This window comes from Cohnella xylanilytica (assembly GCF_014212175.1).
Classification (GTDB): Bacteria; Bacillota; Bacilli; order Paenibacillales; family Paenibacillaceae; genus Cohnella; species Cohnella xylanilytica.
This window is the reverse complement of record NZ_JACJVR010000052.1, coordinates 81538-102919: the sequence shown is the minus strand read 5'-3', so window position 1 is coordinate 102919 and position 21382 is coordinate 81538. Positions and strand designations below refer to the sequence as shown.

General features: G+C 63.5%; 22 protein-coding genes and 1 tRNA gene. 21 read left to right on the top strand and 2 right to left on the bottom strand.

Features of this window, described 5'->3' with window-relative positions; translation table 11 throughout:
• Positions 1-266: 266 nt before the first annotated feature.
• Genes H7B90_RS13435 through H7B90_RS13390 form a run of 10 tightly spaced genes read left to right on the top strand, consistent with a single transcriptional unit; the run spans position 267 to position 9778 of the window.
• On the top strand, positions 267-1310 hold the full coding sequence (locus H7B90_RS13435; protein ID WP_311772726.1) for a sirohydrochlorin chelatase: 1044 nt from the start codon (positions 267-269) through the stop codon (positions 1308-1310).
• Positions 1307-2083, top strand: a complete 777-nt coding sequence (gene cobK, locus H7B90_RS13430) for a precorrin-6A reductase (RefSeq protein WP_185136394.1) — start codon at positions 1307-1309, stop codon at positions 2081-2083. The genes H7B90_RS13435 and cobK overlap by 4 nt, the downstream gene beginning before the upstream one ends.
• A gap of 3 nt (positions 2084-2086) precedes the next feature.
• Complete coding sequence (locus tag H7B90_RS13425) at positions 2087-2731, top strand: precorrin-8X methylmutase (RefSeq protein ID WP_185136393.1); 645 nt, start codon at positions 2087-2089, stop codon at positions 2729-2731.
• Positions 2732-2752: 21 nt separating this feature from the next.
• Positions 2753-3889, top strand: coding sequence for a cobalt-precorrin-5B (C(1))-methyltransferase (locus H7B90_RS13420; protein WP_185136392.1), 1137 nt, complete (start codon positions 2753-2755; stop codon positions 3887-3889).
• Positions 3886-5172 (top strand): precorrin-6y C5,15-methyltransferase (decarboxylating) subunit CbiE, encoded by a 1287-nt coding sequence (gene cbiE, locus H7B90_RS13415; protein ID WP_185136391.1) that lies wholly within the window; start codon positions 3886-3888, stop codon positions 5170-5172. Before H7B90_RS13420 ends, cbiE begins: the two co-directional genes overlap by 4 nt.
• Positions 5169-5879, top strand: coding sequence for a precorrin-2 C(20)-methyltransferase (gene cobI, locus H7B90_RS13410; protein ID WP_185136390.1), 711 nt, complete (start codon positions 5169-5171; stop codon positions 5877-5879). The genes cbiE and cobI overlap by 4 nt, the downstream gene beginning before the upstream one ends.
• Positions 5876-6658, top strand: a complete 783-nt coding sequence (gene cobM, locus H7B90_RS13405; protein WP_185136389.1) for a precorrin-4 C(11)-methyltransferase — start codon at positions 5876-5878, stop codon at positions 6656-6658. Before cobI ends, cobM begins: the two co-directional genes overlap by 4 nt.
• On the top strand, positions 6655-7827 hold the full coding sequence (locus H7B90_RS13400) for a cobalt-precorrin 5A hydrolase (RefSeq protein WP_185136388.1): 1173 nt from the start codon (positions 6655-6657) through the stop codon (positions 7825-7827). Before cobM ends, H7B90_RS13400 begins: the two co-directional genes overlap by 4 nt.
• On the top strand, positions 7827-9224 hold the full coding sequence (locus H7B90_RS13395; RefSeq protein WP_185136387.1) for a cobyrinic acid a,c-diamide synthase CobB: 1398 nt from the start codon (positions 7827-7829) through the stop codon (positions 9222-9224). The genes H7B90_RS13400 and H7B90_RS13395 overlap by 1 nt, the downstream gene beginning before the upstream one ends.
• Positions 9221-9778, top strand: a complete 558-nt coding sequence (locus H7B90_RS13390) for a nitroreductase family protein (RefSeq protein WP_185136386.1) — start codon at positions 9221-9223, stop codon at positions 9776-9778. The genes H7B90_RS13395 and H7B90_RS13390 overlap by 4 nt, the downstream gene beginning before the upstream one ends.
• A 69-nt stretch (positions 9779-9847) precedes the next feature.
• Here H7B90_RS13390 and H7B90_RS13385 read toward each other — a convergent pair whose 3' ends face one another.
• Positions 9848-10171 (bottom strand): hypothetical protein, encoded by a 324-nt coding sequence (locus H7B90_RS13385; RefSeq protein WP_185136385.1) that lies wholly within the window; start codon positions 10169-10171, stop codon positions 9848-9850.
• A 141-nt stretch (positions 10172-10312) separates the two neighbouring features.
• On the opposite strand from H7B90_RS13385, the gene H7B90_RS13380 reads away from it, so the two are divergent.
• Entirely contained in the window at positions 10313-10516 is a 204-nt protein-coding gene (locus H7B90_RS13380; RefSeq protein ID WP_185136384.1) for a hypothetical protein, read from the top strand.
• A 105-nt stretch (positions 10517-10621) separates the two neighbouring features.
• Here the strand turns inward: H7B90_RS13380 and H7B90_RS13375 are convergent.
• Positions 10622-10695, bottom strand: a tRNA-Gly gene (locus tag H7B90_RS13375).
• A 210-nt stretch (positions 10696-10905) separates the two neighbouring features.
• Here H7B90_RS13375 and H7B90_RS13370 point away from each other — a divergent pair.
• From H7B90_RS13370 to lonB, 10 genes are all read left to right on the top strand, one after another.
• A complete protein-coding gene (locus H7B90_RS13370) occupies positions 10906-11823 on the top strand; it encodes a HEAT repeat domain-containing protein (RefSeq protein ID WP_246578541.1) in 918 nt (305 codons plus the stop codon).
• 108 nt (positions 11824-11931) lie between these two features.
• Entirely contained in the window at positions 11932-13221 is a 1290-nt protein-coding gene (gene tig, locus H7B90_RS13365) for a trigger factor (protein WP_185136383.1), read from the top strand.
• A 187-nt stretch (positions 13222-13408) separates the two neighbouring features.
• Entirely contained in the window at positions 13409-13999 is a 591-nt protein-coding gene (gene clpP, locus H7B90_RS13360; protein ID WP_185136382.1) for an ATP-dependent Clp endopeptidase proteolytic subunit ClpP, read from the top strand.
• Positions 14000-14010: 11 nt separating this feature from the next.
• Positions 14011-15270: an ATP-dependent protease ATP-binding subunit ClpX gene (gene clpX, locus H7B90_RS13355; protein ID WP_185136381.1), complete on the top strand. Its 1260-nt coding sequence runs from the start codon at positions 14011-14013 to the stop codon at positions 15268-15270.
• 120 nt (positions 15271-15390) lie between these two features.
• Entirely contained in the window at positions 15391-16488 is a 1098-nt protein-coding gene (ispG, locus tag H7B90_RS13350; protein WP_185136380.1) for a flavodoxin-dependent (E)-4-hydroxy-3-methylbut-2-enyl-diphosphate synthase, read from the top strand.
• Positions 16489-16499: 11 nt separating this feature from the next.
• Positions 16500-17009: a PCYCGC motif-containing (lipo)protein gene (locus H7B90_RS13345; RefSeq protein ID WP_185136379.1), complete on the top strand. Its 510-nt coding sequence runs from the start codon at positions 16500-16502 to the stop codon at positions 17007-17009.
• Between the two features lie 794 nt (positions 17010-17803).
• Positions 17804-18424, top strand: a complete 621-nt coding sequence (locus tag H7B90_RS13340; RefSeq protein ID WP_185136378.1) for a TetR/AcrR family transcriptional regulator — start codon at positions 17804-17806, stop codon at positions 18422-18424.
• Positions 18421-18885 carry a DUF2269 family protein gene (locus H7B90_RS13335; RefSeq protein WP_185136377.1) on the top strand — a complete coding sequence of 155 codons (465 nt, stop codon included), beginning with the start codon at positions 18421-18423 and terminating at the stop codon, positions 18883-18885. Before H7B90_RS13340 ends, H7B90_RS13335 begins: the two co-directional genes overlap by 4 nt.
• A 21-nt stretch (positions 18886-18906) precedes the next feature.
• Positions 18907-19356, top strand: coding sequence for a DoxX family protein (locus tag H7B90_RS13330; protein ID WP_185136376.1), 450 nt, complete (start codon positions 18907-18909; stop codon positions 19354-19356).
• A 138-nt stretch (positions 19357-19494) separates the two neighbouring features.
• Positions 19495-21282, top strand: coding sequence for an ATP-dependent protease LonB (lonB, locus tag H7B90_RS13325; RefSeq protein WP_185136375.1), 1788 nt, complete (start codon positions 19495-19497; stop codon positions 21280-21282).
• The last annotated feature ends 100 nt before the right edge of the window (positions 21283-21382 follow it).

Sequence of the window (21382 nt, the reverse complement as noted above, 5' to 3'; positions counted from 1 at the left end):
GGAGGTTACGGAGGTGCGCGAGCGTGTTTGGCTGTCTGTAACCGCCAAAATGGAGGTTACGGAGGTGCGCGAGCGTGTTTGGCTGTCTGTAACCGCCGAAATGGAGGTTACGGAGGTGCGCGAGCGTGTTTGGCTGTCTGTAACCGCCGAAATGGCGGTTACAGAGGCGCGTGAGCGTATTTGGCCGTATGTAATCGCCAAAATGGCGGTTACAGAGGCGCGTGAGCGACGGTGGCTTGTTGGATATGGGGAAGGGAGAGGACGAAGTGGCGGAAAACGCGGTATTGTTCGTCGGACACGGGAGCCGTGATCCGGAGGGGAACGAAGAGGTGCGGCAATTCGTCGCGTCGTTGGCGGAGCGGCTGAAGGACGTCGCCGTCGAGACATGCTATCTGGAGTTCGAGCGGCCGACGATAGCGGACGGGATCGAACGATGCGTCAAGGGAGGCGCGCGGCACGTGGCCGTCATCCCGATCATTCTGTTCGCGGCGGGGCACGCGAAGATTCACATTCCCGCCGCGATCGACGAAGCGAAGGAGCGTTATCCCGGCGTTCGATTCACCTACGGGAGGCCGATCGGCGTTCATGAGCTGGTGCTCGAGATTTTGCTGGAGCGCGTGCGGGAGACGGGAATCGCGGCGTCGGAGACCGCCGAGGACACGGCGCTCCTGGTCGTCGGCCGCGGCAGCAGCGATCCGGACGCGAACAGCGACCTGTTCAAGATCTCCCGCCTGTTCTGGGAGAAGCTGAAGGTCAAATTCGTCGAGACGGCATTCATCGGGGTGACCGCGCCGCTCCTCGACGAAGGGGTGGACCGGTGCGTCCGGCTCGGCGCCCGCAAGGTCGTCGTCGTGCCTTATTTTCTTTTCACGGGGATTCTCATTCAGCGCATGGAGAAGATGGTCGAAGACTACCGGGCGGCCTATGAAGGCGTCGAATTCGCGATGGCCGAATACTTCGGCTTCCATCCGAAGCTGAAGGACATTCTCGTCGAGCGCGCGGAGGAGGCGCTGGCGGACGAGGTGAAGATGAACTGCGACATGTGCCAGTTCCGCCTGGCGGCGATGAAGGATATGGACCACCATCACCACCATCACCACGACCATGATCATCACCACCATGACCACGATCACCATCATCACGATCATGAGCATCATCACGATCATGAACACCATCACGATCATGAACACCATCACGATCATGAGCATCATCACGATCACGAACATCATCACGATCACGCGGGAGAGCGGGCAAGCGGCGAAGCCGGGAAGCTGGCGGCGACGCGCGCGCCGGGAGGCGAACGCCCATGATTCTCGTGCTGGCCGGAACGAGCGACGCGCGGGAGCTGGCCGTCCGGCTCCGGGCCGAAGGGTACCCGGTGCTGGCCACGGTCGTGACCGACAGCGCCGCGCAGTCGCTGGCGGAAGCGGGCCTCGCCGCCCGCGTCGGGCGGCTGACCGCGGAGCAGCTCGCGGAGCTCGCCGCCGAGATCGGCGCGACGGCCGTCGTCGACGCGACGCACCCGTTCGCGGAAGAGGCGTCGCGCAACGCGATGGCGGCGGCGAAGCGGACCGGACTGCCGTACGTGCGCTTCGAGCGCGAGCGGCAGACGTTCTCCGACCGCCCGGGCCTCGTCTGGGCGGACGATTACGAGCGGGCGGCGGAGCTCGCCGCCGAGCGCCGGGGCGTCGTCATGCTGACGACGGGCAGCAAGACATTGCGTATTTTCGCCGAACGCCTGCTCGGTCTTCCCGATACGACGCTGATCGCCCGCATGCTGCCCCGCAAGGACAACATGGAGAAGTGCGAGGAGCTCGGCATCGAGCAGAAGAACATCGTCGCCATGCAGGGGCCGTTCTCCAAGGAGCTGAACGCCGCCCTGTACCGGCATTACGGCGTCACCCTCATGATCACGAAGGAGAGCGGCAAGGTCGGCGCCGTCGACGAGAAGCTCGAGGCGGCGCTGGAGCTCGGCATCGAGTGCATCGTCATCGGCCGGCCGCAGATCGAATACGGCTCCGTGCACGAAGACGCCGAAGGGGTGCTCGCGGAGCTGCGGCGCCACACGAGAGGAGAAGGGTAAACGATGGAGTTCCATACCGAATTCAAGCCGCTGACGGTGCAGCCGCAGGAGATCGAAGCCCGCAGCTTCGAGATGATTACGGAGGAGCTGGGGCCGCACTCGTTCACCGAGGAGCAGTACCCGGTCGTGCAGCGCGTCATCCACGCGTCCGCCGACTTCGAGCTGGGGCGCAGCCTCGTTTTCCACAAGGATGCGATCCGGGCGGGCATCGAAGCGGTGCGCAGCGGTAAAATCGTCGTCGCGGACGTGCAGATGGTCCAAGTCGGCATCAGCAAGCCGCGCATCGAGAAGTTCGGCGGGGACGTGCGGGTGTACATCTCGGACCCCGACGTCATGGCGGAGGCGAAGCGGCTCGACACGACCCGCGCCATCGTCTCGATCCGTAAAGCCGTCAAGGAGGCGGAAGGCGGCATTTTCGCGATCGGCAACGCGCCGACGGCGCTGCTGGAGCTGATCCGGCTCGTCAAGGAAGGCGCGGCGAAGCCCGGGCTCGTCATCGGCGTGCCGGTCGGCTTCGTGTCGGCGGCGGAATCGAAGGAAGAGCTGGCGAAGCTCGACATCCCGTTCATCACGAACGTCGGGCGCAAAGGGGGCAGCCCCGTCGCCGTCGCCGCCGTGAACGCGATCAGCCTTCTGGCGGACCGGTAGAAGGAGAAGGGGGGCGGCCCGATGGGCCTGAAGGAGCAGCAACCCGAGAAGCCGCTTCGCCGCGGGTACACGACGGGCTCCTGCGCGGCGGCGGCGGCCAAGGCGGCGCTGACGGCGCTTATCGCGCAGCGGCCGCAGCTTGAATCCCGGATCCGCCTGCCGATCGGGGAGGACGTGACGTTCGCGCTGCACAGCTGCGAATGCGCGGAAGACAGGGCCGTCGCCGCCATCGTCAAGGACGGCGGGGACGATCCCGACGCGACGCACGGGGCTCTGATCGTGGCGACGGTCGCTTGGCTCGAGGAGGGCGGCGAACCCGGGCGGATCGAGCTGGACGGCGGAGCCGGCGTCGGCCGGGTGACGAAGCCCGGGCTGCCGGTCGCCGTCGGCGAAGCGGCGATCAACCCGGTCCCGCGCAAGATGATCCGCGAGGCGGTCCGGGACGTGCTGGACGGCTTCGAGCTGGCGGAGAGGAGCGTGAAGGTCGTCATCTCCGTGCCGGATGGCGAGGAGATCGCGAAGAAGACGCTGAACGGACGCCTCGGCATCGTAGGCGGCATCTCGATTCTCGGCACCCGCGGCACGGTCGTTCCGTTCTCGACCGCCGCCTACAAGGCGAGCGTCGCCCAGGCGATCCGGGTCGCCCGCGCCGGCGGCTGCGACCATATCGTCCTGTCCACGGGCGGAAGGACGGAGAAGTTCGGAATGGAGCTGTATCCCAAGCTTCCGGAGGAAGCGTTCGTCGAGATGGGCGACTTCGTCGGGTTCGCCTTGACCCAGTGCAAGCGGCAGGGCGTCCGCAAGGTCACCCTCGTCGGCATGATGGGCAAGTTCTCGAAGGTGGCCGAAGGCGTCATGATGGTTCATTCGAAGAGCGCGGGCGTCAACTTCGAATTTCTGGCGAAGGTGGCGGAGGAGTCCGGCGCGGAGGCGGAGACGGTTCGCTCCATCCTGGAGGCGAATACGGCTTCGCAAGTCGGGGATATGATGGCCTCTCTCGGGAACGGGGCTTTTTTCGCGCGGCTGTGCGAGCTCGTCTGCCAAGAGAGCTTGAAGCAGATGCAAGGCGGGGTCGAGACCGAGACGGTTATCGTCTCGATGAAGGCGGAGCTGCTCGGTCGTTGGCTAGCGAATGGGGAGGAAGGGGCGACGAGTTGAAGCCAAAGGTGAAAATCATCGGAATCGGAGACGACGGAGCGGCAGGGCTGCCTCCGCTCTACCGCGAATGGATCGATTCGAGCGAGGTGCTGGCCGGAGGAGAGCGGCACCTGGCTTTTTTTCCGGATTACGAGGGAGAGAAGCGCGTCATCCGGAGCGGAATAACCGAGCGGATCGCCGAGCTGGCGCGCGAGACGAGAAGCGTCGTCCTGCTCGCTTCGGGCGATCCGCTGTTCTACGGGATCGGCGCGTATGCGGCGAAGAAGCTGGACGCCGAGGTGTATCCGGCGCCAAGCTCCATCCAGCTGGCGTTCGCGAGAATGGGTGAGAGCTGGCAGGAAGCGTACCTGGCCAGCGTGCACGGGCGCAGCCTGAAGGGACTCGCGCAGCGGATCGACGGCCGCGACAAAATCGCGCTGCTGACCGACGCGGCGAACGACCCGCCGGCGATCGCGCGATATTTGCTGTCGTTCGGCATGACCGAGTACCGGATGTTCGTCGCCGAGAATTTGGGCGGGGCCGAGGAGAGGACCGGCTGGTACGAGCTTCATGAGCTGGCGGCGGCCGGTGCCGCAGCCGCAGCCGGAAGCGATGCGGGAGAGGAAGCCGCGGCGGTCGTAGCCTTTTCCCCCTTGAACGTGGTTATCCTGCGCCGGATCGGCGATAGCCCGCGTTATGGCCTCGGCATCGACGACGAGGCGTTCGCGCAGCGCAAGCCGGACAAGGGCCTCATCACGAAGAGGGAGGTGCGCGTCCTCAGCATCGCGAACCTGGGCCTGCGCGAGGACAGCGTCGTCTGGGACATCGGAACGTGCACCGGCTCCGTCGCGATCGAATGCGGCCGGATCGCCCGCCTCGGACAAGTATTCGCCATCGAGAAAAACGAGGCGGACCTCGCGAACTGCCTGGAGAACGCGGCGAAGTTCCGGGTCGACCTGACGGCCGTTCGCGGCAAGGCGCCGGAAGGGCTCGGCGATTGGCCCGATCCGGACGCCGTATTCGTCGGAGGCACGGGAGGGGAGCTGCGAGAGCTGATCCGCATTCTCTGCGCTCGTCTTCGGCCGGGCGGCCGGATCGTGCTGAACGCGGTCACGGTCGAGAACTTGTATGAAGCGAAGAAGGCGTTCGAAGAGGAAGCTTACGAAGTTCGGATCGAGCTCGTCCAAGTATCGCGGAGCAAGCCGATTCTGGACATGACCCGGTTCGAAGGACTGAACCCGGTCTATATCATAACCGCTTGGCGGAAGGAAGCCGCGGCGGGAGAGGGGGAGAGCGAGCGATGAGCGCCGTAGGCACGCTGTACGGGGTCGGAGTCGGCCCGGGAGATCCGGAGCTGCTGACCGTCAAAGCTTTTCGCATATTGAAGCAATCGCCCGTCATCGCCTACCCGCGCAAGATGCGGGGAGCGAAGAGCTACGCCCTGCAGATCGCGGAGACGTACGTCGATCCGGACGAGAAGGTGATGCTGGGGCTGACGTTCCCGATGACGAAGGACCCGGAGACGCTGGACCGCGAATGGAACCGGACCGTCGACGCCGTCTGGGAGCATCTGGCCGCGGGGCGGGACGTGGCGTTCGTGACGGAAGGCGATCCGATGCTGTACAGCACGTTTATCCATATGATGCGGCTGCTGCGGGAGAAGCATCCCGAGGCGCCGGCGGTCTCCATCCCCGGCATCTCGTCCGTGAACGCTTCGGCGTCCCGGCTCGGCGTCCCGCTGGCGGACGGCGACGAGAGGGTCGCGATCGTTCCGGCGACGGGCGACCGGGACGAGATGCTGGAGGCGCTCTTGACGCACGATTGCGTCGTGTTCATCAAGGTGGCGAAGGTGCTCGACCTGATGCTGTCGGTGCTCGAGGAGACGGGGCTGACGGCCAAGGCGTCGGTGCTGACGAAGGTCACCTCGTCCGAAGAGAGAATCTGGCGCGACGTTAGGGAACTGGCGGGAAGCGAGCTGGAATATTTGACGCTGATGGTGGTGCGCAAATGAGCAAGGTAACGATCGTCGGAGCGGGACCCGGGGACCCGGATCTCATAACGGTCAAGGGGCTTCGGCTGCTGCAGGAAGCGGACGTCGTGCTGTACACGGACTCCCTCGTCAGCGAAGAGCTGATCGCGAGGGCGAGGCCGGACGCGGAGGTGCTGAAGAGCGCCGGCATGGATCTCGAGGAGATGGTGCGGATCATGGTCGACCGGGTTCGCGCCGGGAAAAAAGTCGTCAGGGTCCACACGGGAGATCCGTCGGTGTTCGGGGCGATTCTGGAACAGGCGGCGCTGCTCAAGAAGGAGGGGATCGGGTACGAGGTCGTTCCCGGCGTCAGCTCGGTGTTCGCCTCGGCGGCCGCGATCGGCGCGGAGCTGACGGTTCCGGAGCTGACGCAGACGCTGATCCTGACGCGAGCGGAAGGAAGGACGCCCGTCCCGGAGCTCGAGAAGCTGCGCGACCTGGCCGCCCACCGGTGCACGATCGCGCTGTTCCTGAGCGCGACGCTGATCAAGAAGGTGGCCCAGGAGCTGAGAGACGCGGGCTGGGAGGAAGAGACGCCGATCGCCGTCGTGCAGCGGGCGACGTGGCCCGACCAGCTCGTCGTCCGGACGACGCTCGGGTCCGTCGAGGAGGACCTGCGCAAGCGCGGCATCCGTTCGCATGCGATGATTCTGGCCGGCTGGGCGCTCGATCCGGACATCCACGGCAAGGACGAGTACCGCTCGAAGCTGTACGACAAGACGTTCACCCACCGTTACCGGAGAGGAGAGAAGCCGGAGTGAGCGAGGTTCTCAGGCTGGAGGAGGGGATCGTGCCCGCCGTCTCGCCCCGGGGCGAATACGCCGTCGTGGCGATCACGAAGCACGGGGCGGAGCTCGCCCGCAAGCTGCAGAGGCGGTTCGCCGGTACGGACCTCTATTATATGAACAAATTCGCGAGAGGCGACGAGGAAGCGCGGGGGATTCGGACGTTCGAGGGCAGCGTCCGGCTGCTGTTCCCGGCTCTTTTTCCGGCGTATAAGGGTCTGATCGTCATCATCTCGCTCGGAGCGGTCGTCCGGATGATCGCGCCCCTGCTCGAGGATAAAAAGAAGGATCCCGCCGTCGTCGTCATCGACGACAAAGGGGAGCACGCCATCAGCGTGCTGTCCGGCCACCTCGGCGGGGCGAACGAGCTGACGCGCGAGGTCGCGGCGGCCATCGGGGCTCGCCCGGTCGTCACGACCGCCTCGGACGTGCAGAAGACGATCGCGGTCGATCTGTTCGGCCGCCGGTTCGGGTGGACGTGGGACCCCGAGTCGGAGAGCAGGCTGACGCCGGTCAGCGCTTCGGTCGTCAACGAGGAGAAGGTCGCCGTCGTCCTCGAATCCGGCGAGCCCGGCTGGTGGACGCACGAGGACCGCGCGATGCCGGACCATATCCGGCCGTTCCGGAGCCTCGCGGACGCGGCGGCCTGGGAGCCTTCGGCGATCCTGCTCGTGACCCACCGGCTGCTCGGCGGCGAGGAGAAGGCGCTGCTCGGCAACGCCGTCGTCTACCGGCCGAAGGTGATCGCCCTCGGCATCGGCTGCAACCGCGGCACTTCGGCGGAAGAGCTTGAAGCCGTCATCGGCGAGACGCTGCTCGGGCTCGGGTTCTCCCGCCTCAGCGTCAAGGCCGTCTGCTCCATCGACCTGAAGAAGGACGAGGAAGGGCTGCTGTCCGTCTGCGCGCGGCACGGCTGGGAGTTCGTCACGTATTCGGCGACGGAGCTGAACGCCGTGCCGATCGACGACCCTTCGGAGACGGTGTTCAAGTTCACGGGCGCCTACGGCGTTAGCGAGCCGGCGGCCAAGCTCTATGTTGGCCGGGCGGAGCTGGCGCTCGGCAAGAAGAAGTCGGGCAACGTGACGATCTCCGTCGGCCTTCTCGATTACGGGGCTTACGACGGGCGGAAGAAGGAGGAGCGCTGATGGCGGCAAGATGGGTCGTCGCGGGAACGGGCAGCGGCGTCGGCAAGACGACGGTGGCGATCGGCCTCATGGCGGCGCTGCGCCGGCGAGGGCTGGCCGTTCAAGGGTTCAAGTGCGGGCCGGATTACATCGACCCGACCTATCATGCCTCGGTGACGGGCAGAGTCTCGCGCAACTTGGACAGCTGGATGTTCGGCGAGGACGGCGTGCGCGAGATTTTCGCGCGGGGGGGCCGGGGCGCGGATATCTCCGTGATCGAGGGAGTGATGGGGCTGTACGACGGCCGGGATTCGCGCTCCGACGAAGGCAGCTCGGCGGACATCGCCCGCATCGTGGACGCGCCGATTCTGCTCGTGGTCAACTGCCAGAGCATGGCGCGGAGCGCCGCCGCCGTCGTGAAGGGGTTCCAATGCTTCGCGGAGGAGGGTCGCCGGATCGCCGGCGTCGTCGCCAACAAGGTCGGCAGCGAGGGCCATTACAAGCTCGTCAAGGAGGCGATCGAGCGCGAGTGCGGCGTTCCGGTGCTCGGGTGGATGGCGCGGGAGACGGACGTCGAGATGCCGGAGCGGCATCTCGGCCTCGTGCCTTCGATCGAGCGGGGCGAGCTGGCCCCGATGTTCGCGCGTCTCGCGGAGAAGGTCGAGGCGAACTTCGAGCTCGGCCGGCTGCTCGAGCTGGGGGAGCGGCCTCCCATGGCGGCGGAGCCCAAGCTGTTCGCGGCGCGGCCGGAGAGCGGCAGCGCCGATGGGCCGGTCATCGCGGTCGCCAAGGACGCGGCGTTTCATTTTTATTACCCCGAGAACCTGGAGCTGCTCGAGCTGTACGGCGCGCGGTGCGTCTTCTTCTCGCCGCTCGCGGGCGAGACGGTGCCGCCCGAGGCGGACGGCCTCTACATCGGGGGAGGCTTCCCCGAGGAGTTCGCGGAGCGGCTGGCCGCGCATGCGGAGGTCGCCGCTTCGATCCGCGATCGCGTTCGGTCCGGCATGCCGACTCTCGCGGAGTGCGGCGGGTATATGTACTTGACGGAGAGCCTCGAGACGACGGACGGGGCGAGGTACCCGATGGTCGGCCTCGTGCCGGGCTGCGTCCGGATGCGTCCGAAGCTGGCCGCGCTCGGCTACCGCGAAGCCGCGGGGACGCCGGGGAACTTCCTGCTCGGTCCGGGCGAGACGGCGCGGGGCCACGAGTTCCATTATTCCGTCTATGAAGCGCCCGAGGGCGAGGAGCCGCCGTACGCCTACGAGACGAAGGGGCTGCGCGGGACGAAGCGGGAGGGGTTCGTCCGGGACCGGCTGGTCGCGGGGTACACGCACCTGCACTTCGCTTCGAATCCGGAGGTCGCCGGCCGGTTCGCGGAGGCGTGCAGGCAGTATAAGTCAAGGAGGGGACGGATATGAACGCTCTGGAAGCGTTGCGGTGCCGCCGGGCGGTCCGGAATTTCGAGCCGAGGGAAGTCGAACGGGAGAAAATCGATTATTTGCTCGAAGCCGCGGTGCTGGCTCCGAACGACCGGCTTCGCGAGCCGTGGCATTTCTACGTCGTGCAGGGGCGGGCCAAGCGCGATTACGAGGACCTGGCGCGAGGGTACTTGGAGGAGCGGTTCCCGACCAAGCCGAATCTCGTGCAGGAGTCGCTCAAGGTGCTGCTGAACACGCCGCTTCTCATCGTCGTGACGGCGGACGTCGTTCCGGGCGATCCCGACGCCTCGGAGGACAACGAGTACGCGGCCGCCTGCGCGCTCCATTCGATGTGGCTGGCGGCGCAGGACGCGGGACTCGGCTTCGTCTGGCGGACGCGCGGCGTCGGGCTCGTCCGCGACGAGCGGCTGTACCGGTTCTTGAACGTTCCGGACATGCGCAAGATCGTCGGCACGGCGTTCGTGGGGTATCCGGCCGGCGACAGCCCGCCTACCGCCCGGACTCCGGCGCGGGACAAGACGACTTGGGTGTGAACCGGCGGCGCGCGGCGGGCGAGAAGAGGAGCCGCCCGGCGGGGCGCTCCTCCTCTTGCCGGCGCGGCGCTATCCGTCGGCGTTAATGAATCCGCTCCGGTGCGGCCCCGGCCCATGGAAGCCGGGTCCGCCCGGGCCGGGGAAGCCCGGTCCGACGGGTCCGGGACCGTGGAAGCCGGGTCCGACGGGGCCGGGTCCGTGGAAGCCCGGGCCGAACGGCCCCGGGAACCCGGGTCCCGGGAAGAACGACCCGGGATAGGGCGGCAGGAACGGGTAGGGCGGGTACAGCGGATACGGCGGATACGGCGGATAAAGGTAAGGCGGATAAGGCGGGTACGGGTATGGCGGATACGGCGGGACGGCGCCGCCGGGAACGAAGGGACCCACTGCCATGCATATTCCTCCAGTTAAGGGATGCTTCAGCCTATGCCCAGACGAACCCCGGTGACACGGTCGCCTCCGATATCCGGCTTGCCAAATTTTCGGGCATCCAGTATAATGGGAACAAATGTTCTTATCGGGAGCGTGATAGGGATGCCGATCGAGAAGGCGATCGGGCGTTGGCCCGTCCGCATCGTTTACCGGGACAGCAAGGGCCGGATCACCCGCAGCGTCGTCACCGTCTATTCGGTGCGGAAGGGCAAGGCGCGGGTGCTGGATTGGAACAAGCGAGGCCTTCGCACGTTGTCGACCGGGCGGATTCTGGAAGCCATTCCGGTTATTCCGCGGGCTTCTTGAAGCGGCGGGACCGGTTTTTTCGTACCCGGACTTGGATGGGATTATCGTACATAGGCAAGTAAAAAAAGCCCTTGCGCAAGGCAAGGGCTTGATCGGATGGCATTATGGAGCGGGTGAAGGGAATCGAACCCTCGCCTCAAGCTTGGGAAGCTGGCGTTCTACCATTGAACTACACCCGCGCGAATCTTGAAGGTAATAAGAAATATAGCACATTTCGGATGCGAAAATCAACCGGTGCGATTCGGCTGCCTCTTCGCCGATTCGCAACCGGGGCCCGGACGCTCCGGTTGGGCGGAAGGGGCCTTTTTCCTTTTCGGACGGGGTTCGTGGTATAATGCGGGTGAATCGGCAACCCAGGCCAGAAGGGCCGGCAGGAAGGGGTTCACTTCGTGAATGATTCCACCAAGGACAATTTGGTCTTGTTCCCCAAGACTTTGGATTATTATCAGATTCAGCTGACGAGAATGCTCGAGACGGAACGGTACGGCGAAGCGAAGGCGCTTCTCTCGTTCCTGCTTCAATGCGGCGGCGAGGCCGAGCGGCACCATACGGAATGGCAGGCGCTGCTCGGCTGGCTCGAGGCCGCCTTCCCGGAGGCCGAGGGCAGCTACGCCGGCGAAGATTGGATGGGCGAGGAAGAGGAGGAGGACGCGGAGGAAGCGCTTCGGGCCCGGTTGAACGAGCGTTCGGGCCAAGACGGCGAATACGTGCCCAAGCTGCTCGCCCAGTTGGAGAACGAAGGGGATCCGGAGCAGCAACTGCTCGCTCTCAGCCAGCTGGTGCATCTCGACCATCCCGATATCGAGCCCCGCATTCGGACGTGGCTGGGCGAACGGGAGCATCATCCCGCCGTTCAATTCCGCGCCCTTCAGCTGCTGCGCAGGCTCGGCTCGTCCGGACCGGTCTCCATGTGGCGGGGAGGCGAGGCGCTGACGCTGGAACCGGAGCTGACGCCTCTGTCGTTCGGCGAGTTCCCCCCGGCCGTGCGGGACGTGCTCGACCGGGTCGGGCAGGCGGCGGAGGTGTCGGATCCGACGCTCTCCTACTTCGCCGAAGAGATGTGGAAGGAGTGCGTGCAGGTCGCGTACGGCACGTCCGTGTACAACCGGATGACGGAGGAGGACGACGGCTCCTCCGACCTGTGGGCCGCCGCGCTTCACCAATTCCTGGTCGAGAAGCTTCACGGCCAGGCGAGCGACGAATGGGTGCGCGAGCAGTACGGGATTACGGGAGAGCTGCGTTTCCGCTACGAACAGGCGCTAAGATGGCTTCGCCAATACGCGGGAGAGCTTCAGCCGGGAACGTGACGAAGTCCCGCAGACCTTGAAATGAGCCCAAGGGTTGTTTATAATGGAATGGTTTATGTTAAGCTGCCGACTTGAGTGGCAAGCTGCTTCGGAGGGGAATAGCTAATCATGAAAGTGAATTGGGAGAAGATAGAAAAGAACGTCGGCCTGCTCGAGGTCGAGATCGATGAGCAGAAGGTAGCGGAAGCGCTGGACAAGGCGTTCCGCAAAGTCGTGCAGAAGGTGAACGTGCCGGGCTTCCGCAAGGGCAAAGTTCCGCGCGCCATCTTCGAAGCCCGGTTCGGCGCCGAGAGCCTGTACCAGGACGCGATCGACATTCTGCTGCCTGGCGCGTACGGCGAAGCCGTCGAGCAGGCTGGCATCGTTCCGGTGGACCGTCCGGACGTGGACGTCGAGCAGTTCGCGAAGGGACAATCCTTCAAGTTCAAGGCTAAGGTTACCGTCAAGCCCGAAGTGAAGCTGGGCGAATACAAGGGGCTGGTCGTTCCGGCCGCGGACACCGAAGTGACGGAAGACGAGATCGCCAAGGAACTGGAGCGCCTGCAGCAGCGCCACGCCGAGCTGGCCGTCGTTGACGAAGGTCCGGCTCAGATGGGCGACATCACGATCATCGACTTCGAAGGCTTCGAGAACGGCGTGCCGTTCGAAGGCGGCAAGGGCGAGCGCTACTCGCTCGAGCTCGGCTCCGGCTCGTTCATCCCGGGCTTCGAAGAGCAAGTCGTCGGCTTGAACATCGCCGAGGAGAAGGACATCAACGTCTCCTTCCCGGAGGACTACCATGCCGAGAACCTGGCCGGCAAGCCGGTCGTGTTCAAAGTGAAGCTGCACGAGATCAAGCGCAAGATTCTTCCGGCCCTTGACGACGAATTCGCGAAGGACGTCAGCGAATTCGACACGCTCGACGAATACAAACAAGATCTGGCGAGCAAGCTGAAGGAACGCAAGGCTAAAGACGCCGAGACGGCCCGCGAGAACGCCGTCATCGATCAAGCGTCCGCGAACGCCGAAGTCGAGATTCCGGAAGCGATGTTCGAGACCGAGATCGACAGCATGCTGAAGGACTTCGAGAGCCGCCTGCGCATGCAAGGCATGACGCTCGAGCTGTACTACCAATTCAGCGGCCAGGACGAAGCGGCTCTGAAGGCGCAGATGAGAGTCGACGCCGAGAAGCGCGTCCGCAACAATCTGGTGCTCGAAGCGATCGCCAAGGCCGAGAACCTCGAAGTGTCCGACGCGGACGTCGAGGAAGAACTGAACAACCTGGCGAAGGTTTACAACCGCTCCGCGGAAGAACTCCGCTCCATCTTCACCTCCAACGGCTACATGGACACGATCCAGGCGGACCTGAAGGTTCGCAAAGCGGTCAAGTTCGTGGTCGAACAGAGCAAGACGGAGTAATCCGAAGCGAAGACCGATACCATAATGAAGAGAGGCACGCCGCAAGCCGCGTGCCTTCTTTTTCACTCTACATAACGGGCGGAGCCCGATTCGGATGAGCCGGGTCGCCGCCAACATGACATTGGGGATTGAACATGTTAGAATATTACCGATGCTCAAAGTCCACTAAAGAAAAGAGGTTGGTCACATGAACTTGGTACCGATCGTCGTCGAACAGACGAACCGCGGAGAGCGTTCGTACGATATTTACTCCCGGCTGTTGAAAGACCGCATTATCTTTCTAGGCAGCGCAATTGATGACGATGTGGCCAACTCCATCATCGCCCAACTGCTTTTCTTGGCCGCGGATGATCCGGAGAAAGACATCAGCCTGTACATCAATTCGCCCGGTGGTTCAGTTACGGCCGGAATGGGAATATATGATACGATGCAGTTCATCAAGCCGGACGTCAGCACGATCTGCGTCGGCATGGCGGCTAGCATGGGTTCGCTGCTCCTGACCGCGGGCGCCAAGGGCAAGCGCTTCGCTCTGCCGAACAGCGAGATCATGATTCACCAGCCCCTCGGCGGCGTTCGGGGGCAAGCGGCGGACATCAAGATTCACGCCGATTGGATTATCAAGACGAAGGAGAAGCTGAACAGGATCTACGTGGAGCGCACCGGTCAATCTTACGAGAAGATCGAGCGCGACACCGACCGCGACAACTTCATGAGCGCGGAAGAAGCCTGTGCCTACGGCCTGGTCGATAAGGTCATCGCTTCTCCCATCAATGGTTAAGGAGTGATCCCATGGGATTCAAATTCAACGACGAGAAAGGCCAATTGAAGTGCTCTTTCTGCGGCAAGTCGCAAGATCAAGTGCGCAAATTGGTCGCCGGACCCGGCGTCTATATATGTGACGAGTGCATCGAGCTGTGCACGGAGATCGTGGAGGAGGAGCTCGGCCACGAGGAAGATCTCGATCTCAAGGATATTCCGAAGCCCAAGGAGATCCGCAACATCCTCGACCAATACGTCATCGGCCAGGAGCAAGCGAAGAAGTCGCTGTCCGTCGCCGTGTACAACCACTACAAGCGCATCAACTCGCAGAGCAAGATCGAGGACGTCGAGCTTCAGAAGAGCAATATTATGCTCGTAGGCCCGACCGGTTCCGGCAAGACCTTGCTCGCTCAGACGATGGCGAAGATTCTGAATGTTCCGTTCGCGATCGCCGACGCCACTTCCTTGACGGAAGCCGGCTATGTGGGCGAAGACGTCGAGAACATTCTGCTTAAGCTTATCCAAGCGGCGGACTACGACGTGGAGAAGGCGGAGCGCGGCATTATCTACATCGACGAGATCGATAAAGTGGCCCGCAAGTCCGAGAACCCTTCGATTACGCGCGACGTGTCCGGCGAAGGCGTCCAACAGGCGCTGCTGAAGATTCTCGAAGGCACGGTCGCTTCCGTTCCTCCGCAAGGAGGCCGCAAGCATCCGCATCAGGAGTTCATCCAGATCGACACGACGAACATCCTGTTCCTGTGCGGAGGCGCCTTCGACGGATTGGAGCAGATCATCAAGCGCCGCATCGGCAAGAAGGTCATCGGCTTCAACGCGGCTCTCGAGGGCCAGAAGGAGCTGAAGCCGGGCGAATACCTGTCGTTGGTTCAGCCGGAGGACCTGCTGAAGTTCGGCTTGATTCCGGAATTCGTCGGCCGCCTTCCGGTCATCTCCGCGCTGGAGCCGCTCGACGAGCCGGCCCTCGTTCGGATTCTGTCCGAGCCGAAGAACGCTCTCGTCAAGCAGTACCAGAAGCTCCTCGAGATGGACAACGTCAAGCTGGAGTTCGAACCGGGAGCGCTGGAAGAGATCGCCCGCGAGGCCATCAAGCGCAACACCGGCGCGCGCGGCCTTCGCGCGATCATCGAGAGCATCATGCTGGAAGTCATGTACGAAGTGCCTTCGCGCGACGACGTGACGACCTGCGTCATCACCGAGAAGGTGGTCAAGGAGAAGGTCGCGCCCGAATTGACTACCAAGAAGGGCAAGAAAAAAGAAGAAAGCGCGTAAAGCCGGGCGGACCGAATTCCGCATGCGGCTGAGCGGCTTCCAGAAGTCAGCCGGTTCCACCCTGTCTCCCCCTCAGCGGAGACGGGGTGGGACTTGGCGTATACGGGGAGATTGGGAGATATGTACTTGCGCACCGATACCGTGCCCGTCCGGGTGGGGAACCTGACGATCGGCGGGAACAATCAAGTCATTCTGCAGAGCATGTGCACGACGAAGACGGCGGACGTCGCCGCTACCGTGGCCGAGATCAAGCGTCTGGAAGAAGCGGGCTGCCAGATCGTCCGCGTGACGGTCAACAACAAGGAAGCCGCCGAGGCGATCAAGGAGATCAAGAAGCAAATCTCGATCCCGCTCGTCGCCGATATTCACTTCGATTACCGGCTTGCGCTTCTGGCCATCGAGAACGGCATCGACAAGGTCCGGATCAATCCCGGCAACATCGGCCGCCGCGAGAAGGTCGAGGCGGTCGTCAAGGCGTGCAAGGAGAAGGGAATTCCAATCCGAATCGGCGTCAACGCGGGTTCGCTGGAGAACCATCTGCTCGAGAAATACGGCTATCCGACCGCCGAAGCGATGGTCGAGAGCGCTCTATATCATATCGGCATTCTGGAAGAGCTCGACTTCCACGACATCATCGTCTCTCTTAAAGCGTCCGACGTGCCGATGGCTATCGCCGCTTACACGAAGGCGGCCGAGGTTATCAAGTATCCGCTGCACCTCGGCATTACCGAAGCCGGTACGCTGTTCTCCGGCACGGTGAAGAGCGCCGCGGGACTCGGCGTCCTGCTGAACGCGGGCATCGGCAACACGATGCGGATCTCGCTGAGCGCCGATCCGGTCGAGGAGATCAAGGTCGCCCGCGAGCTGCTGAAGACGTTCGGCCTCATTACCGACGCGCCGACTCTCGTCTCTTGCCCGACCTGCGGAAGGCTCGACATCGATCTGTTCGCAGTGGCCAACGAGGTCGAGGAATATTTGTCCAAGCTCAAGGTTCCGATCAAGGTATCGGTGCTCGGCTGCGCGGTCAACGGCCCGGGCGAAGCGCGCGAAGCCGACATCGGCATCGCGGGAGCGCGCGGGGAAGGCATGCTGTTCCGTTACGGCGAGATGATTCGCAAGGTACCGGAGGCCGAGCTCGTCAGCGAGCTGAAGAAGGAGATCGACAATATCGTGGCCGCGTACAACGAGACGGGCGTCATTCCGGGCCGCAAGCACTGAGGAGGCGACGGATGGCCGCCAAGCGTTTTTACTGGATTTTGACGGGAATGGCGTTGCTGCTCTTGCTGGCCGCCTGCGGTCAGGACAAGGGGCAGAACCTGGAGCAGGACGAGGCTTCGCATTCCGCTCATCTGGCGCCGAACGGCGATCTGCGGGAGGAGACCGCTTCTCTCGCGGACATGCCTTCGTTCCTGACCGGGGAGCCGGCGCAGGTTACCGTCGCTTACGCGGCCGCCGCCAAGCTGAGGGACACGCTACAGTACATCCCTTGCTATTGCGGCTGCGGGCAATCGGCGGGGCACAAGAGCAATCTGGATTGCTTCATCGCGGACGTCCGGGAAGACGGGACCGTCGTCTGGGACGATCACGGCACGACCTGCGGCGTCTGTCAGCAGATCGCTCTGAAGGCGGCGAAGATGAAGCAGGAAGGCCGCAGCGACCTCGACATCCGCCAGTTCGTCGACCAGACGTACGCGGAAGGGTACGCGAATCCGACCGACACTCCGATGCCGAACGCTTAACGCTTACCGGCAGTCGGTCCATAACCGAGAGCAAGGAAGACACCTTCGGGTGTCTTTTTTTGCTATATGCGTCGTCGTCTCGAGGCTTCGGAGTGCCCTTATCGGACTCGCACGCCTTTGCGGGATTATCCCCACAGCTCAGCACGGCTCAGCAAAGCGGTGCATGGGATACGGATTCGGACGGATGACCGGAACAACGAAACAACGAAACAACGGAACAACGGAAAAACGGAAAAACGGAAAAACGGATAAACGGATAAACGGATAAACGGATAAACGGAACAACTGCACAACGAAACAACGGAACAACGGAACAACTGAACAACGTAAGAATGGAAGAACGTAAGAACGGAAGGACGGAAGGGCTAGCCGTAACCGCATAACCTTATCCCCGCGGCTCAGAGGGCGATATCGCTTCGCGCTTCAATCTGCTTTTGGCGGCCGAATACTCGGTTGGGTTCTACGTACCAGTGAAGCGGAAGAAGCGAGAGGCGCAGGTAAGACCCTGAACCGAGAAGAGGGATCAGCGGGAAGAACGGGAGAAGCAGGAACGGCCAGCGAGGCTTGAGAGGAGGAAGCGGCGGGGAAGTTGAAGGACCGGGAGACTCGGAATAGGCGTAAAAAAACGAGAAGGCGGGAACGGGAGGAGAGGCGGAAGCACTGAGCAGAGGGGATAAGCCTAAAATGGCTTAAAGGTAGGCGGGGACTTTCAAAACGACTATTTACAAACCGACCATCGGTCTGTTATTATAGAACCAAACCTGATACTGGAAGACGGAGGGAGCGAGTAAGCCATGAAACGGGAACAGAAGCGCGAACAAACGCTGCAACTGCTGCTCGACACGACGAAGCGGCTCATCGAAGAGAAGGGCTGCGTCAAAACCACTTTCGGCGACATCATGGAACGGTCCGGCCTGTCGAAGGGGGCGATCTTCCATTACGTGAACGGGAAGGACGAACTGCTGTCCCTCGTGCTGCAATCCAGCATGGAGGAGACGGACCGCCGCTTCTTCGAAGCGATCGACGAGGGCAATCCGTCCTTCCAGGGGCCGATGGACGAGATCGCAGCCGATCTGCACGGATTGACGGAGCCGGGGAGCGTCGCGAACCGGATCTTCCGATACTTGCTGGGCCGGAGCGAGGAGCCGGGCGTCAAGGAGATTCTGGGCGACTTCTACAACCGAACGGTCCGGATCTCGGCCGATTGGATCAAGGAAGGGCAGAAGCATTCGGTCATTCCAGCTTCGGTCGATGCCGACCGGACGGCGGAATTGTTCGTTCTCCTCTCCATGGGAATGCGAATGAGGAGCGGAGTGGTCGACGAACCGCGGCACTTGACGGCGGAGGACGTGGCGAACTTCATGCGCCGGACTCTTCAGCCGGAATCCGACAGCCAAGGAGGAGGAGCAAGATGAACGGATATTTAACCTTGCACGTGCTCGGAGCGATTCTTTTCGTCGGCAATATCGTCACGGCGGCTCTGTGGAAAACGATGGCGGACCGGACCGGCAATCCGGCGGTCATTCACCAGGCGGCGCGCAACGTCATGATGGCGGATTGGGCGTTCACGGTTCCGGGGCTGATCCTGCTCGTCGTCTCGGGCGCCCTGATGGCCGAGCGCGGCGGCTACGCGCTGGACGGCCTGAATTGGCTGACGCTGTCGCTCCTTCTGTTCGGCCTGTCGGGAGCGATCTGGCTCGCCGCGCTGATTCCCCTTCAGCGCCGGATGATCCGGCTTAGCGAAGAATCGCTGCGCACCGGCGTTCCTTCGGATGCGTACCGGAAGGCTTCGAGGAATTGGGCGATCTTCGGAACGGCGGCCACGCTCCTCCCGATCGTCATCTTGTACTTGATGGTGTCGCAAACCGGCATCTAAAAAAAAGGAGGCCTGACGACCATGGTTCCTTTCATCGCGTTGATCGTATCGTTCGCCGCATTCCGGACGGCGGGGTATTTGGGGGCGGAATGGTTCGACGGGTGGGCGGAGTCGCTCCGGCCGGCGGTCGCGGTCATGTTCCTGCTGACGGCCAGCGCCCATTGGGGGGCGAAGCGCAAGGATCTGACGGCGATGGTCCCGCCGACGTTCCGCAATCCCGGCTTCCTCGTGACTCTGACCGGCTGGCTGGAGATCGCGGGGGCGATCGGCATTCTGGTTCCGGGCTGGATCTCCACGGCCGCCGCGGCCGGCCTGACGCTCATGCTGCTCGCGATGTTCCCCGCCAACGTCTACGCGGCCCGCCAGCGGCTGACGCTGTCCGGCAAGCCGGTCACCCCGATCGTCCCCCGGACCGTCATGCAGATTGCGTTCCTGGCCGCGACCGTCGGAGCCGGATGGCCGCAGCCATAAGAGCAATAATAAGCGCAAGGATGACTATATCCTCCGGTATTCGGGCAATACTACCAAGTATGAGCCCGGGTGCCGGTTTTTTTGCGTCGTCGAGAGGATTGCCGCGGTCACGGGAAGGTACGGAAAGGATGGGATAGGATGACTTTAAGCACGCTGCTCATGTTCGTTCAAGTTTTTTTTGCCGTCGTTATCGGCGTTTATTTCTGGAATCTGCTGCGGAATCAGAAAAGCAACCGTACCGCCGTCGACCGGGAGTCGCGCAAGGAGATGGACAAGCTGCGGAAGCTGCGGTCGATCTCGCTGACGAAGCCGCTGTCCGAGAAGACGCGGCCCGCCTCGATGGGCGACATCGTCGGCCAGAAGGAAGGACTTCGGGCGCTGAAGGCGGCTCTGTGCAGCGGCAATCCGCAGCACGTGATCGTATACGGGCCGCCGGGAGTCGGGAAGACGGCCGCCGCCCGCGTCATTCTGGAGGAAGCGAAGCGCAATCCGGCTTCGCCGTTCCGCCTCGACGCGAAGTTCACCGAGATCGACGCGACGACGGCCCGCTTCGACGAGCGGGGCATCGCGGATCCGCTGATCGGCTCCGTGCACGACCCGATCTATCAAGGAGCCGGGGCGATGGGCGTCGCCGGCATTCCCCAGCCGAAGCCGGGGGCGGTGACGAAGGCGCACGGCGGCATTCTGTTCATCGACGAGATCGGAGAGCTTCACCCGATCCAGATGAACAAGCTGCTCAAGGTGCTGGAGGACCGCAAGGTTTACCTCGAGAGCGCCTATTATCACGCGGAAGACCCGAACATTCCGACGTATATCCACGATATTTTCCAGAACGGCCTGCCGGCCGACTTCCGTCTCGTGGGGGCGACGACGCGCTCCCCGAACGAGCTGCCTCCCGCCTTGAGAAGCCGCTGCATGGAGATCTACTTCCGGCCGCTGCTGCCGGAGGAGATCGGCCAGATCGCGGAGAACGCGATCGCGAAGATCGGCTTCGCGCCGCAGCCGGAGGCGGTGGAAGTCGTCAAGCGGTACGCGACCAACGGGCGCGAAGCCGTCAATATGGTGCAGCTGGCGGCGGGGCTGGCATTGGCGGAAAATCGCGAAGGGCTGACGGCCGCGGACGTGGAATGGGTGGCCAACAGCAGCCAGCTCGCGCCGCGCCCGGACCGCAAGGTGCCGGCCGAGCCGCAGGTCGGCTTGGTCAACGGCCTCGCCGTTTACGGGCCGAGCATGGGGGCGCTGCTCGAGATCGAGGTGACGGCGATCCCCGCCGTGCCGGGCAAGGGCATCTTCACCATCACCGGGGTGGTGGAGGAAGAGGAGCTCGGCGGCGGCCAACGGACGCTGCGCCGCAAGAGCATGGCCAAGGGCTCGGTCGACAACGTGCTGACGGTGCTTCGCCGGTACGGCCTGCATCCGGAGAATTTCGACCTGCACATTAACTTCCCCGGCGGGACCCCGGTCGACGGACCGTCCGCCGGCGTGGCGATGGCCGTCGCGATCGCGTCGGCGATCACGGACCGCCCGGTCGACAACAAGCTCGCGATGACGGGCGAGATCAGCATCCACGGCCGCGTGAAGCCGGTCGGCGGCGTCGTCGCCAAGGTCGAAGCGGCGTTCCAGGCCGGCGCGGAGACGGTCATCATCCCGAAGGAGAACTGGCAGGCGATCTTCGAGGGATTGGAAGGCGTGAACGTCGTCGCCGTGGAGAGCATCGAAGAGGTGTTCGCAAGAATCTTCGGCGAACAGCTGACCGTTCCCGCCGGCGCGGATGCGGCGGAACGGCCGATGCCGGCGGACGCCTTCGCGGCGGCTCCGGTCTCCGTGCTTCACGCCGGAAGCATCGGCCTGGACGCCCCGGCGCACGGGACGTACCCGGCCGGCGGCCATCCCTCTCCGGCATCCGGAACCTCCGTTCCGGGCTGAAGCCGGGCATATGCGCAAGCAACATAGGGCGCCGTCCTTCGGGGCGGCCTCTTTTGTGTCCGTTTTGCGGCGTGAGGTAACATTTGATACAATGACTGGA